This is a genomic window from Pseudoalteromonas sp. N1230-9 (assembly GCF_032716425.1).
GTDB lineage: Bacteria > Pseudomonadota > Gammaproteobacteria > Enterobacterales > Alteromonadaceae > Pseudoalteromonas.
The window spans coordinates 172297-186303 of sequence record NZ_CP090419.1; the positions used below are offsets into that span (position 1 = coordinate 172297).

Consider the following 14007-nt stretch of genomic DNA (forward strand, 5'->3'; position numbering starts at 1 on the left):
TATAAGTAATGGGACAAAAAGTTCATCCTACTGGTATTCGCCTAGGTATCTCTAAACCTTGGGTTTCTACCTGGTACGCGAATTCAAAAGATTTCTCTGATCAGCTTTTTGGCGATCACAAAGTACGTAAATTCCTTACTAAGGAATTAAAAGCGGCTTCTGTGTCTAAAATCGTTATTGAGCGTCCAGCTAAATCTATCCGTGTAACAATTCACACAGCTCGTCCTGGTGTTGTTATCGGTAAAAAAGGCGAAGACGTTGAAAAACTACGTCAAGCAGTAACTAAGATTGCAGGTGTTCCGGCTCAGATCAATATTTCTGAAGTTCGTAAGCCTGAACTTGATGCACAACTAGTAGCTGACGGTATTGCGTCACAGCTAGAGCGTCGTGTTATGTTCCGTCGCGCTATGAAGCGTTCGGTACAAAACGCAATGCGTATTGGTGCAAAGGGTATCAAAGTTGAAGTTAGCGGTCGTCTTGGCGGTGCTGAGATCGCACGTTCAGAATGGTATCGTGAAGGTCGTGTACCTCTACATACTTTACGTGCTGATATCGACTACGCAACTTCTGAAGCCTTAACCACTTATGGTATCATTGGTGTTAAAGTTTGGATCTTCAAAGGCGAAGTTATTGGTGGTTTACCACTAGTACAAGAGCAAGAGAAGCCAGCTAAACGCGCGCCAAAGAAAGCCAAAAAAAGTGCTAAGTAGAGGTAGCGAGTAATGTTACAGCCAAAACGTACAAAATTCCGTAAAATGCACAAAGGCCGCAACCGCGGTTTAGCGCAAAACGGTAACAAAGTAAGCTTCGGTACTTTCGGTTTGAAAGCTACTGGTCGTGGCCGTATGACTGCTCGTCAAATCGAAGCAGCTCGTCGTGCTATGACACGTCACGTAAAGCGTCAAGGTAAAATCTGGATCCGTGTATTCCCAGATAAGCCAATTACGAACAAACCATTAGAAGTTCGTATGGGTAAAGGTAAAGGTTCTGTTGAATATTGGGTTGCTGAAATTCAACCTGGTAAAGTACTTTACGAAATGGAAGGTGTTTCTGAAGAGCTTGCTCGTGAAGCATTTAACCTTGCAGCGCGTAAATTACCATTCACAACAACTTTCGTAACTCGGACGGTGATGTAATGAAAGCTAGCGAACTAAAAGACAAAAGCGTAGAAGAGCTAAACGCTGAACTTCTAGGACTTCTTCGTGAGCAGTTCAACCTGCGCATGCAAGCAAGCACTGGTCAGTTAGCTCAGACACACACGCTAAGAACAGTACGTCGCGATATCGCGCGTGTAAAAACAATTATTAACCAGAAGGCAGGTCAATAATGAGCGATAAAATCCGTACTCTTCAAGGCCGTGTAATCAGCGACAAGATGGATAAGTCTTTCACTGTTGCTATCGCACGTTACGTGAAGCACCCAGTATATGGGAAATTCATCAAACGTACGACTAAACTACACGTACATGACGAAAACAACACAGCTCAAACTGGTGACGTAGTTACTATCTCTGAGTGTGCTCCTATTTCTAAGACTAAGTCTTGGACTTTAGTAGACGTTGTTGAGCGTCCAAAGAAAGCTTAATTTTTAATTAAGTTTACTTTTAAAAAGCCCCGGCACTTGCTGGGGCTTTTTGTTTTCGAACTCTAAAAAACCATTTAGTCAGTGTTTACTGTAATTCATCTTGGTATGAAAAAGCTTGCGTGATTTGATTTGCAGCAATTCGCAATAGCGATCAAAAAATAGACCACTCAATTAAATAGAAAATAACTATTGAAGTAATAAAGTTAACCGTGTCGTTTTAAGAAAGAGATATTTAATCATCTTTTTTATAAGCGGCTCAAAATTTATTATTGCCAAAAATAAGTGATGAAATATTTTTTCAGAATCGTTCTTAAATAATGGGTTTATTTTTGAGCTATATTGTTACTTTGTTGTTTTATTTTTAATTTTATATGTGTTTTTTATCCAGATTTATGCTTTTGTAAATTTATTGTTTATATGTAATATTATAATTAATAATGTGAGGTGTGGAGATTTTTTGTTTTTTAACCTGTTGATTATATTGGTAATTTATTTGATTTACATATATTTACATATGTATAAATAGTTTTATTTAATTGTTCCTTTTTAAATTTATAATGAGCTTTGCGTTTATGTACCTTTATTGGTTATTGATATAGGTGTATTGATGTAAAACGCAAATAAAAAATAAAATAATCATTTGGAAGGGAAAATGAGCAAGTTAAACACATTATCATTTAATATAAAGGCTGCCCTATGTATAACAGGGCTTGGTTTATCACATGTTGCCACCGCTGCAGATGAAGCTAATGAGCAAGTTGAGCGTATTCAAGTTACGGGTTCAAAAATAAAGCGTATTGGTGATTTGTCTCCAACTCCTGTTACTGTTATTACGGGCGATGCGATGGTTAATGCGGGTATTACTAATGCCGCTGAACTATTAAGCGAGATGCCATCGGCTACAGTTGGTTTATCACCTGAGACAACAAACGATAACGTTTTTGCTAATGGCCTCAGTAATACAGACTTACGAGGTTTAGGTGCAGAACGTACGCTCGTACTTGTTAATGGACGCCGCTTTATTGCGGGTGCTCCTGGCAGTAGCGCCGTCGACTTAAATAATATTCCAACCGCAATGATTGAGCGTATGGAAATCTCAACAGGTGGCGCTTCTGCTGTATATGGCTCAGATGCGGTCGCTGGTGTGGTCAATATTATTACTAAGAAATCATTCCAAGGCTTTGAATTTGATGCATCAACATCGCAGCCTCAACAAGACGGCGGTGAGGAGTCTTATGTATCATTCACTTTTGGTAACGAAGGTGAAAAAGCAAGCTTTGTAACGAATATCTCTTATTCGGATTCAAAACAATTACGTGGCGATCAACGAGACTTTATTCGTAACGGTGTTATTTCTTTAGACCACCCTGATAACTTAAATGATGAAGATGGCATTCCTCGTCGAATCATTTATGATCAAACAGGTAACACAACGCTTGGCTTTTATAGTCCGACAGGTGATTTCTTCACATCTGATGGTCATTATATCTTTGCTGATGATGGTTCAATTCGTCCATTTGCAAGTGGCGAATATTTACCAGCAAGTTCAACGCCAGGTAGCCGTAATACGCAATATTATGTTGGTAACGAAGGCGATGGTTACCATTTCTTAAATCATAAATATGTGCGTACACCACTTGAGCGTTTAAATTTATCATCGAATGTGAACTATGAGTTTAGTGATGCTCATTCAATGGCATTTGAGCTTACGTATTCAAATACGCATGCCTATGGTGAAAGCTCGCCTGCATTCCATACTTTAAGTGGTATGCGTACAGATAATGCATTCTTTAGTGATGAGACAAAACAGTTTTTCTCTGATCGTGATATGGACACATATACAGCGTATATTACTACAGACGCACTAGGTAACCGCGTATACGATCAAAAGCGTCAGCTTATTCAAGGTGTTTTAAGCTTTGAAGGTGAAATAACTGATAACTGGTTTTACTCAGCTTATGTACAACGTGGCTCAGTACAAGCGGATACAACTTGGCACGGTGAAATGCTTGTCGACAATTTTAATAAGTCATTAGATGCCGTTGAAATTGATGGCGATATTGTCTGTGCCGATCGTTCTGGAGATGAAGTAACGGCTCGTGAAGGTTGTGTGCCTCTTAATATTTGGGGAACAGGTCTTGCCTCGCAAGAAGCGCTTGATTATGTAAAGACAGATGCAACTCGCCGTGCAACAGTTGATCAAACAACTTATGGTGTAACGTTTAGCGGTGATTTATTTGAGCTAGAAGCGGGACCAATTGCTACAGCATTTACCATTGAGCATCGTAAAGAAGCATCATCAACATTGCCTGATCCCGCTATGCGTAAAGGATTGATTTTTAACAATCAATCTGAGGCATTATCAGGTTCATTTGATGTCAGTGAGGCCGCAGCAGAGTTCTCTATTCCGCTTGTTGTAGATGCATCATTTGCCGATGAAATTTTCCTTGAAGCGGCATATCGTTACATGGATTACTCATCAACAGGCACTGATGACGCATGGAAGTTAAGTTTTAACTATGTACTTAATGATGATATTCGTTTCCGTATTAATAAGTCTAAATCAGTTCGTGCACCAAACATAAATGAGCTTTATCAAGCCCGTTCAGAGACTTTTAAAAGCTTTGATGACCCATGTGAACAAGGCCAAATTGATAATGCAGGTGAGTATAAAGAAAACATCACCAATAACTGTCGTTCGCAAGGCATTCCTGAAGGTTGGGTTCCAAGTGAAGACTGGAAGCGTACTAACCACTCTGGTTTCAATTTAGGTAATATTAATCTTGAAAATGAAAGTGCGCACGATTTAACTGTTGGTGTTATATACACACCTTCATTTGTTGACGGTTTAAGTATTACTCTTGATTATTGGGAGTTCGATCTTGAAGATATGATCCGTACACCTAAAGCAAAAACAGTGATTGAAAGCTGTTATGAATTTGAGAGTACAGATAATCCATATTGCCCACTTATTTATCGTAATAAAGATACCTTTGAAATTGATTCGTATGATCTGAAACCTATTAACTCTGCAAGTAACAGTATTGCGGGTACGGATATGGAAGTAACGTATTCATTTGATACAACATTTGGCTCATTCAGAATGAATATGCTTGCCACTTACATGTCTAAAAACGATGAAAACTTAACAGGTAAAGAAGCTGATAAACGTAATGCTGCAGGCGAGTATACAGATCCACGCTGGAAGGCACGTTTCACAACGAACTATACCTATGAAAACTTACAGGTAAATTTAATCGGTGCCTATCGCCACAGTACTGTTTGGTCAAACGACTGGGTAGCTGAAGATAGTAACTATAACGATATCTCATCTTATACGAAGTGGGATTTAACTGCGCGTTATAATATTACTGATGGCCTACAAGTGCGTGGTGGTATGTTAAATGTATTTGACCGCACTCCACCAAGACACCCAAGTCTTTATGATGACGGTGAATACTTTGATTTGAACGGTCGCACCTTCACACTAGGTGTTAACTATAAGTTTTAATCCTTAAGTGTTTAGACAGCCCCAGCAAATGCTGGGGCTTTTTGATTGCGTTAACTCACATACTCAAAAAGGTACTGTTTTTTGTATCTGTTAAAGCTTTGGGCACTGAACTATTTCGTTTTTTTAACACTCTTAAAATAAAAAATGAGGAGTTTAGGTGTTAAAGGGAAGCTACAAAGCATGGATGATTTCAATTGCGCTGCATGCTGTAATCTTGTTTTTATTTGCGCAGCATATGCGGTCTGTATCTCCTGTCTCTGATTCTGTGAATGTAATACACGCGTACGTTAGTGTTGATCTGACGGTTTTACCTAGTATAAAAAAAAGTGAAAAAATAACCTCAAAAGAAAAGCAGAATGACCCAAGGCTGAAACCGCAAACAAAAAAGGCTGAACCCAGTCATTTAGGACAGTCAGCTGATACAAAAGCGGCTAATCGCTCTTTGAAAGAGCCCAAAGCAGTTCAAGCTGTAGCCGCTAAACCCAGTAAAGGGGTAGAAACTTTAGCTGCTGAGCCTAAAACGAATAGTGAAAAAACAGCTGAAAAATCATTTAAAAAGCTGAATCCTTATGCACCAATCCCAGAACTTAAGTTTGAAAATGGCTTTTCTAATGCTTCAGCATTTGGTCAGGTTAATGCTGCAAATAATAATTTGCCTGTAGGCAGGGTTACAGTGCCTACACAATTAACAGTCTCTGATAAAGCAACAATACTTTGGCAAAATGGCAATGGCAGCAAGCGAACAGAAATGCTCAATGGGCTATGTTACGATATCGATTTCAATTCGGTGTTTGGTAAATCTGGAGTACCAAGCGGATCGCCCAGACCCTGTGAGGATAAAGAGGCTAAATTATTTAAGGAAATAATGAATAAATGGCGCAAAAAATAACAAAACACTTTACCTCAACTTAACTTGAGCTTTTAAAGTGGCGTTTTTAAAAGGACGCTATTATGAACTCATTAGAAAACTACTTATTAAGTTTGCAACTTAATAACTATAACACTTCAATTTCACAAATCGTCGAAATACAGATTCGTACTTGGCAGTCGCTGCAATCGAGATCGCTTTATGCTCGGGAGTTGTTAGAAACATTACAGGTCACGCATTATTCACTACAACAGCAACACCATGAGTTATTAAAGCACGTGCTGTCGCTACTTGGTTATCAGACCAAGCAGCAACACGACAACACGCTGTTGATAGAGCATAAACGACTCGCTCATTGGTTAAATTTATCTTGAATTGTCATTTACAAGTAACACTGTTAGCGTCAAATAAGCTGTTTTAAAAAGAGAGAAAAGTCGCTTAGTTTATGCAAGAGCAGCCAAAAATCATTATTTTAGGTAATGGTCCTATCAATACAGATCTTACTGAGCAAGTAAATAATTGCCCACGAGTGGTTAGGTTTAACCATTGTGCAGCAATGCCTGATTATTTAGGGCAACGTTGTACTGACTTGTGGTTGGTTGGGCGTGGCCGACAAGCCCTGAGTTTATTAAACACACCACAAATGTCTCTTGAAGGGCTGAGCCAAGTTATGATCACCGATCCAAATCCTAATCCTGTAGCGCAATGCTTTTTTAAATTGATACAACGTAAAAGTAAGGTAGATTTCGGGGAAGCTCTAATCTCAATCTATGCGCAAAAGTGCCAAGTAGAGCGTTTAACAGCACAGTTTCGCCAATCATTATTAAATGAATTATTAACCCTTGGTTCACCGATACATCGGCCTCGTTGTGTTAGTTCTGGTACTTTGGCAATTGCTTACTTTTTAGCGCAGTTTAAATACATACATATCGCTGGTTTTGGTTTTCAAGGTTGGAAGCGTCATCCTTGGAACCTCGAAAAACAATTTGTGGAGCAACTCGTCGCCGAAAAACAAGTTATATTGTTAGATAGTTAAACCAGACACCTAGCTGATCTAAGCGTCTGGCTTATGATGTTACCAAATCATCCCAACAAACTCAGGGTGATCGACAAATGGATTACGGTTACCTTGGTGCTCATATGCCGCTTGGTTGCGATCAAGCTCCAATTGGCTAACAGGGTCCTCGTTGTGCCATTTTAGTAGCATTGCGACTACCCAATTCTCAAATACTTGATTTGAAGTGCCGTTAAGTACAGCGTTACTGTAAGTAGTCTTATTTTGCCAACTTGCAATGACATTTTGATAGCGTGTTGCCATATAGAAATAGGCTCTTGCAAAATCGCCTTTAAACTCATCAATAGGTTCAAATACAGTACCTGAGTAATTTAAAGAACTCGCTGCGCTGCCCAGTTTACTACCATTACTAGAGGTATAGCTTGCGCTTCCTACTTCACCAAATGGGTAGTTACTGCGTTTAGAGTTTACATAACCATCGGTTGCGAAAATGTGGTGTACATCAGAGTTCATAGGCTCAACAGTGCCGCCAAACCAGCTTTTCGGAAAAGAGTGTTCACGGTTGTAGCAATCAGCTTCACTGTTATAAGTACCACATTGATCGCTTACGGCTACATAGTTGTAGCTATCTTGACCTGTCGGGTTTTCTGAGTAGCGGTCTAGAATTGAGTTATCGTTTTCAAAATACTTATCGCGTGAGGCAATGTCATAAAAACTCCAAATAGCAGAGTAACCTTGTGAGTTGTGATCTTTAATAATGTTGTACAACTCTGTTTTTAGAGCATAGCCTGTAAGGCCTTGTGTAGTTACATAATAGCCTGTGGGATCAGGTGGTGTTGTACCGCCATCATCACCGCCGCCAGCGCTATCGCCTAATGTAAACGGTGTAGCCTCTGAGCTTTGGAAGCTTGCGCCACTGGCAAGCACAGTTTGGCCTAGAGAGAGGTTGTAGCTGCCATTACCGAACGAGCAGCACATGCCATCACCGTAACTATCAAAAATAGTGAATGTGTAGTCACCATCAATTAAACAGGCTTGCTCATTATACTGAGCATTCGCTGCATAGCTGCCGCCAGATGCCACCGTACTGCCTTGGGCATTCGTTATTTGCCAACTTGTTTCTTCACCATAGTTGTCAGTTGTGAGCGCTAACGAAACTTGATTATCAGTGCAATTACCTGTCGGTGGTGGGGTTGTGCCTGTACTAGGTGCGAAATTATCAACATAAACCACTTCGCTGCCATCAAAACCTGCTACGTCGTAAAAACGTAAGCCAACATTAATAGCGGTTGTTGTTGGAGCTGTGTACTGGTAGCTAATTTTTTGCCATTGATTGGTTAATGCTGAATTTGAATAATCTTGATAGCCATCAACCACTAAGCGTGCTTTCACACCACCTTCGGTATGGTAAACCCAAGCAGAAAACTCGTAGCTTTCGCCCGCAACAACATCAACGAGCTGCTGTAAATCGGTATTGCTTTGTGTGCCAGTGTTAACTATGACTTGTGCTGAATACTCGCCAGAGTAAACCACATTGTTGTTAGCAGTAATGCTGATGCCACTATCAATCGTGCTCCAAGCTGTTGGTGTGTTTGCTGACCAAGTTTCAAAGTCTGCATTATGAATATTTGCAAACGCTGTGTTGCTTAAAAAAAGTAAGCTGCTAGTAAGTATGAGCTTTTTCTTAATCCCGTATGACATAGATTTTCCCTATTACGTGTTTTTAAATGGTGGACAATAGATGATAACAATGACAGGTTTTTTACAGAATTGATAATTTTTGGATTATTTTATATACGCATTTGTTAATTAAAATTTACATTTCTGCATTGTTTATATTTTGCTCACTTCCTGGTTTTGTTCCTATTTCGGGTTTGCCGTGTTACTTCTAAAAGCACTGTTATAGTTTTGTGGTGTAAAGATCACCCGACTTCAACAGCAATAATCAAATAATAACAGCTTGTTTAGGGGTCAAAATGAAGAAATATAATTTATTGGCGCATAGCGTTAAATTTGCTTTGTCATTAACTGCACTTTCTACTGTGGGTTATTCAGTCGCAGCTGAAGAGGGAGTAGATGAAGTCGAGCGAATTCAAGTCACAGGGTCTCGTATCGCAAAACCAAAGCTTTCTCAGCCTACGCCAATCGTAACAATTGGGGCTGCTGAAATAGCCAAAGCAGGTACACCAGATTTAGGGAGTATTCTAGCTGAGTTTCCGTCTATAGGCGCGACCGATACTCTCTTTGGTAATAATGATGACAACGCTGATGCAGGCATTAGCTCTGCTGATTTAAGGCGCCTAGGATCCACGCGTACACTTGTGTTGATTAATGGCAAGCGCCATGTCGCAGGGGCGCCAGGGTCATCTCAGGTAGACTTATCAACAATTCCAGCAGCACTCATTGACAGAATTGAAGTAATAACAGGAGGTGCATCGGCAGTATATGGTTCTGATGCGGTTTCCGGTGTTGTAAACGTGATTCTAAAAGACAATTTCGATGGTTTACAATTAAAGGCATCAGTTGGTAATTCAACCGAAGGAGTCGGCTCTAAAAATACCTCATTAAGTATTTTAGCGGGGACAGATATTGCCGGCGGTCGGGGTAATATCACTTTCTTTGCTGGCAAAGACCATATTAACGAAGTGATGGCAAATGACTTACGCCAGTCGGATAACTGGGGAACAGTTGATAATCCGCTCAGTCAAGGCGAGGAAGATGGTATCCCTGATCGTTTATCGAGGCCTCGTGTTTATTCGGATCGTATAAGTGAAAATGGTGTGCTAAACCCATTTGGTGCGCTTGGTGAAATTACCACGTTTTCAGATAATGGCACACCTGAATTAATGCCAATTCGTGAGTTCACAAATAGCTTTGCATTCGGTAATTTCCCTGATGGATGTGAGCACTGCTTTAAACTTCAAGACTATGAAAATGTATTACCTGAGCAGGATAAAATAACCATCGCATCAACACTTAATTATAATATTACTGACAACCATACATTTTACAGTGACTTTAAGTTCGTTCGCTCAGACATTAAACAACAGTTTCAGCCATCTTTTCGCTTTGGTGATATATTTATTAACGTAGCAGACAACCCTTACCTTGATGAAACGCTACGCCAGTCCTACCTTAACCAAGGTATTACAACAATAGAAATGTCTAAGTTTTTTGCTGAATTCGGTAATCGAAGTGCTGATAACCGCCGTGAGCTATTTCGATTTGTTGGTGGGGTGCAAGGCTTATTTACTCTAAGCCAAACTGATTTTAACTATGATGTTTACTATGTATATGGGCAAACAGATAACCGTCGGAACTCATTAAACGATTTAATTTCAGGTAATCTTGATGCTGCGCTTGATGCTGTTATTAACCCTGATACGGGCGAAATAGTATGTCGCAATCAAGTACCCGACTTACAATTACCAGATGAGGATGGAAATGAGTATGTTAACCCTGCCACTTTAAATCCCGCAGATTGTGTTCCATACAATGCGTTTGGTTTTGACCAAGCATCAGAGGCAGCAAAAGACTGGGTAACGGCCGATGTGTCGCGTACAGATGAAATAACGCAAGAATTAATTGGCGGTAATATAACATTTGATACTGGGGAGTTTTTTGAGCTACCTGGCGGGCCAATCGGTTTAGCTGCTGGTTTTGAATACCGTGAAGAAACATCAGAAACACGTACAGATGAGCTGACAAAATCAGGTGTTTTAGCACAGGCAGCTACACCCGATGCATTTGGTGAGTATGATGTAACTGAAGGTTTTATAGAGGTGAGCTTGCCTTTACTGGCAAACCTTGCTTACGCGAAAGAACTTACCTTAGATGCCGCATATCGTTATGCTGATTACTCGCATGCTGGCGATACTGACGCGTGGAAGGTTGGTGTGTTGTATCAGCCTATTGAGGATATTCGTTTGCGAGGTACTTATGGTCAAGCGGTGCGTGCGCCGAATATAGCCGAAGCCTTCTCACCGATCTCTCCAGGCTTTGGCCGTGTTGCCGATCCATGCGATGCTGATAGTATTCTCGATAACCCTAATCGCGTTGCTAATTGTGCCGCAATCGGCATACCAGCAGGCTTTGAAGCAAACGATAATGCGAGTATAGATACTATTAGTGGTGGTAACTCTGAACTTGAATCTGAAACCTCAACCTCATTTACGGCAGGCATTGTTTGGACACCGAGCTTTTTTGAAAACTTTTCAATGACTCTAGATTATTATGATATTGAAATAGAAGACGCAATTTCATTTATCGCGACACAAAGTATTGCTGATAATTGTGTGGATGCCCCAGGAGGCCCGGACGAAAGTTTTTGCTCGCAAGTTGAGCGAGACCCAACAACGAATAATGTGACTTTAGTTCGATCTGGCTTTTTAAATGCAGCAGCTTTGACAACTAGAGGCCTTGAAGCTGACTTTGATTACAGTATGAAGCTGTCTGATTATGGTTTGGCAGGGGATTTAAGTTTAAACTTATTTGTAAATCATCTTTTAGAGCTAGAGGTTTTTGAGTTCCAAAGTCGACCAGATAAAGTAAATGTGGAAGACGGTGAAGTGGGGGATCCTGAGTGGCAAGCTCGCTTTTCAGCAACCTATGCTATTAACGATTTAGTTGTAAACTGGTCATCACGTTTAATAGATCGTTCTGCTCGTATCGACCTATCACCTGAAGGGGATATACCTGAAGATTTGAGCCCTGCCTTTGTGGGATCAATCGTGACCCATGACTTGTCTGCTAGCTACCAGTTATTTCAAAACACGCGAGTTGGTTTAGGTATTCGTAATTTAACCGATAAATTACCACCTGCTTATATTGCAGCCAGTGGAGCTAATGATGCAATTTACGATGCTATTGGTCGTCGTTTTTTTGCAAATGTTGTTATTGATTTTTAAGTAAAAATCCGTTTAAACAAAAAGACACTTACTTATATGTTAGTGTCTTTTTTTTAGTTATTTATAAAATTAATAACTAAATGGAATATCAAAGCAGATTCTATTCTTTTTTAATCGCGCGAGACCTCGTTATTCTTCACGCTCAGATAAACCTTTAAAGCGTTTTTATTTAGTCTTTAAAGTCGAAAAAATTGTTCGCGAAATGACAGTAGCAAGTTCGTTTCGCAGTTAACTTTTCAGGGTTACGAGGAATAAATTCATGTTGTTAAGTCAACTAAATGCAGCGGCGAGCCCGCTATCGCAAGAGCAAGTACAAAAGCTGCAAGGCTTAGTGGCTGAACTTAATCCAATTCAGCAAGCGTGGGTAAGTGGTTACTTAGCTGCGAGTGCCAACGCAGGCGCATTAACCGGTGGTGTTGCTGCCGCTCCAGCTGCGGGTGATGCTGCACCGCTAACTATTTTATACGGTTCGCAAACGGGTAACGCTAAAGGCGTGGCGAGCAAGTTAAAAGAACAAGCAGAGTCACGTGGTCTATCGGTTAAGCTAGTCAACATGGCTGACTACAAGCCAACTGCCCTGAAAAAAGAAAAGTTCATCATGGTTGTTGTTTCAACTTACGGTGAGGGTGAGCCACCTGAAGATGCTGAAAGCCTGCATGAGTTTTTAGCGACTAAAAAAGCACCAAAACTAGATGGTGTTAAAGTTGCTGTGATTGGCTTAGGTGACTCAAGCTACGAATTCTTTTGCCAAACAGCAAAAGATTTTGAAGAGCGTTTTAACAAGCTTGGCGCAGAAACTATTTTCCAGCGTGCCGACTTAGATGTTGATTACGATGATGAAGCTGCTAAGTGGATTGATGGTGCACTTGATGCGTTTGAACCTGATCTTAAAGCGCAGCAACAAGCAAGCGGTGGTCAAGTTGTGGCTATGCCATTTGGTGCAGCGGCACCAGCAGCAAGCCAATACACCAAGCAAAACCCATTTGCTGCAGAGCTAAGCGTTGTGCAAAAAATTACCGGTCGTGATTCAACCAAAGATGTGCGTCATGTAGAAATCTCATTAGAAGGTTCAGACATTACCTATACACCGGGTGATTCGCTAGGCGTTTACTTCTTAAATGACGAAGTACTTGTTGATGAAGTACTTACGCTTACACAAATCGATGCATCTAGCACGGTTAAACTAGGCGATGAAGAGCTAACTATTCGTGATGCATTAATCGAAAAATTAGAGTTAACCCAGTCATACCCCGGTTTTGTTGAAAAATATGCAACAGCAACTGGCAATCCTGAATTATTAAAGTTAGTTGAAGATAAAGCGGCAATGCGTGAGTACATCGAACCTCGCCAAATCTTCGATATTATTCGTCAAAACCCAGCTCAGCTTGAAGCACAAACCTTAGTAGACTGCTTACGTAAACTACAAGCACGTTTATATTCGATTGCATCTAGCCAAGCAGAAGTTGAAGAAGAAGTTCACTTAACTGTGGGTCTGGTTGAGTTTGATGTATTTGGTAGTGAGCACTTAGGTGGTTGTTCTGGTTATTTAGCACGTCGTGCTGAAGAAGGCTGCAAAGTAAAAGTATTTAGCGAGCACAACGATAACTTCCGTTTACCGGCTAATGATGAAACGCCCATTATCATGGTCGGTCCGGGGACGGGTATTGCCCCATTCCGTGCGTTTTTACAAGAGCGTGATGCTCGTGAAGCAAGTGGTAAAAACTGGTTATTCTTTGGTAACCCACACTTTACTCAAGACTTCTTATATCAAGTTGAAATTCAAGGTTACTTGAAGTCAGGTTTACTGACTAAAGTGGATGTGGCGTTTAGCCGTGACCAAGCGGAAAAAGTATATGTTCAAGACAAACTTCGCAAAAACAGCCAAGAAGTATTTGCTTGGTTAGAAGCAGGTGCACATTTGTATATCTGTGGTGATGCAAACCGTATGGCGAAAGATGTTCATCAGGCGCTTGTAGACATTATCAAAGAAAATAGCGGCAAAGATGATGAACAAGCTGAGCAATACTTAAAAGATTTACGTAGCGCAAATCGCTATCAGAAAGACGTGTACTAATCACGTTTAAAGCTAACAGCCGTCACTGTAACAAATTTAGGAAATACC

The 14007-nt window shown here is 40.5% G+C and carries 11 protein-coding genes; 10 read left to right on the top strand and 1 reads right to left on the bottom strand.

Annotation, left to right across the window (positions count from 1 at the left end):
• Positions 1-8 precede the first annotated feature (8 nt).
• From rpsC to LY624_RS00910, 8 genes are all read left to right on the top strand, one after another.
• A complete protein-coding gene (gene rpsC / locus LY624_RS00875; RefSeq protein WP_062568200.1) occupies positions 9-710 on the top strand; it encodes a 30S ribosomal protein S3 in 702 nt (233 codons plus the stop codon).
• 12 nt (positions 711-722) lie between these two features.
• Complete coding sequence (gene rplP / locus LY624_RS00880; RefSeq protein ID WP_036974208.1) at positions 723-1136, top strand: 50S ribosomal protein L16; 414 nt, start codon at positions 723-725, stop codon at positions 1134-1136.
• Entirely contained in the window at positions 1136-1327 is a 192-nt protein-coding gene (gene rpmC, locus LY624_RS00885) for a 50S ribosomal protein L29 (RefSeq protein ID WP_004588692.1), read from the top strand. The genes rplP and rpmC overlap by 1 nt, the downstream gene beginning before the upstream one ends.
• Positions 1327-1584, top strand: coding sequence for a 30S ribosomal protein S17 (gene rpsQ / locus LY624_RS00890; protein WP_054552372.1), 258 nt, complete (start codon positions 1327-1329; stop codon positions 1582-1584). The genes rpmC and rpsQ overlap by 1 nt, the downstream gene beginning before the upstream one ends.
• Before the next feature lie 652 nt (positions 1585-2236).
• Positions 2237-5095: a TonB-dependent receptor plug domain-containing protein gene (locus LY624_RS00895; protein ID WP_130151470.1), complete on the top strand. Its 2859-nt coding sequence runs from the start codon at positions 2237-2239 to the stop codon at positions 5093-5095.
• Positions 5096-5279: 184 nt separating this feature from the next.
• Positions 5280-5984, top strand: coding sequence for a hypothetical protein (locus LY624_RS00900; protein ID WP_341803654.1), 705 nt, complete (start codon positions 5280-5282; stop codon positions 5982-5984).
• A gap of 62 nt (positions 5985-6046) precedes the next feature.
• Entirely contained in the window at positions 6047-6337 is a 291-nt protein-coding gene (locus tag LY624_RS00905) for a hypothetical protein (protein ID WP_341803655.1), read from the top strand.
• A 71-nt stretch (positions 6338-6408) separates the two neighbouring features.
• Complete coding sequence (locus LY624_RS00910) at positions 6409-6999, top strand: hypothetical protein (protein ID WP_341803656.1); 591 nt, start codon at positions 6409-6411, stop codon at positions 6997-6999.
• A 39-nt stretch (positions 7000-7038) separates the two neighbouring features.
• Here the strand turns inward: LY624_RS00910 and LY624_RS00915 are convergent, their stop codons facing one another.
• Positions 7039-8679, bottom strand: a complete 1641-nt coding sequence (locus LY624_RS00915) for an endonuclease (protein WP_341803657.1) — start codon at positions 8677-8679, stop codon at positions 7039-7041.
• A 275-nt stretch (positions 8680-8954) separates the two neighbouring features.
• On the opposite strand from LY624_RS00915, the gene LY624_RS00920 reads away from it, so the two are divergent.
• Positions 8955-11885 carry a TonB-dependent receptor domain-containing protein gene (locus LY624_RS00920; RefSeq protein ID WP_341803658.1) on the top strand — a complete coding sequence of 977 codons (2931 nt, stop codon included), beginning with the start codon at positions 8955-8957 and terminating at the stop codon, positions 11883-11885.
• A 259-nt stretch (positions 11886-12144) separates the two neighbouring features.
• A complete protein-coding gene (locus tag LY624_RS00925) occupies positions 12145-13959 on the top strand; it encodes an assimilatory sulfite reductase (NADPH) flavoprotein subunit (protein ID WP_341803659.1) in 1815 nt (604 codons plus the stop codon).
• Positions 13960-14007: the final 48 nt, after the last annotated feature.

Excerpts from the sequence above, each read along its gene's own strand:
- rpsC (WP_062568200.1), top strand. The coding sequence starts at position 9 with ATGGGACAAAAAGTTCATCCTACTGGTATTCGCCTAGGTATCTCTAAA.
- rplP (WP_036974208.1), top strand. The coding sequence starts at position 723 with ATGTTACAGCCAAAACGTACAAAATTCCGTAAAATGCACAAAGGCCGC.
- rpmC (WP_004588692.1), top strand. The coding sequence starts at position 1,136 with ATGAAAGCTAGCGAACTAAAAGACAAAAGCGTAGAAGAGCTAAACGCT.
- rpsQ (WP_054552372.1), top strand. The coding sequence starts at position 1,327 with ATGAGCGATAAAATCCGTACTCTTCAAGGCCGTGTAATCAGCGACAAG.
- LY624_RS00895 (WP_130151470.1), top strand. The coding sequence starts at position 2,237 with ATGAGCAAGTTAAACACATTATCATTTAATATAAAGGCTGCCCTATGT.
- LY624_RS00900 (WP_341803654.1), top strand. The coding sequence starts at position 5,280 with ATGATTTCAATTGCGCTGCATGCTGTAATCTTGTTTTTATTTGCGCAG.
- LY624_RS00905 (WP_341803655.1), top strand. The coding sequence starts at position 6,047 with ATGAACTCATTAGAAAACTACTTATTAAGTTTGCAACTTAATAACTAT.
- LY624_RS00910 (WP_341803656.1), top strand. The coding sequence starts at position 6,409 with ATGCAAGAGCAGCCAAAAATCATTATTTTAGGTAATGGTCCTATCAAT.
- LY624_RS00915 (WP_341803657.1), bottom strand. The coding sequence starts at position 8,679 with ATGTCATACGGGATTAAGAAAAAGCTCATACTTACTAGCAGCTTACTT.
- LY624_RS00920 (WP_341803658.1), top strand. The coding sequence starts at position 8,955 with ATGAAGAAATATAATTTATTGGCGCATAGCGTTAAATTTGCTTTGTCA.
- LY624_RS00925 (WP_341803659.1), top strand. The coding sequence starts at position 12,145 with ATGTTGTTAAGTCAACTAAATGCAGCGGCGAGCCCGCTATCGCAAGAG.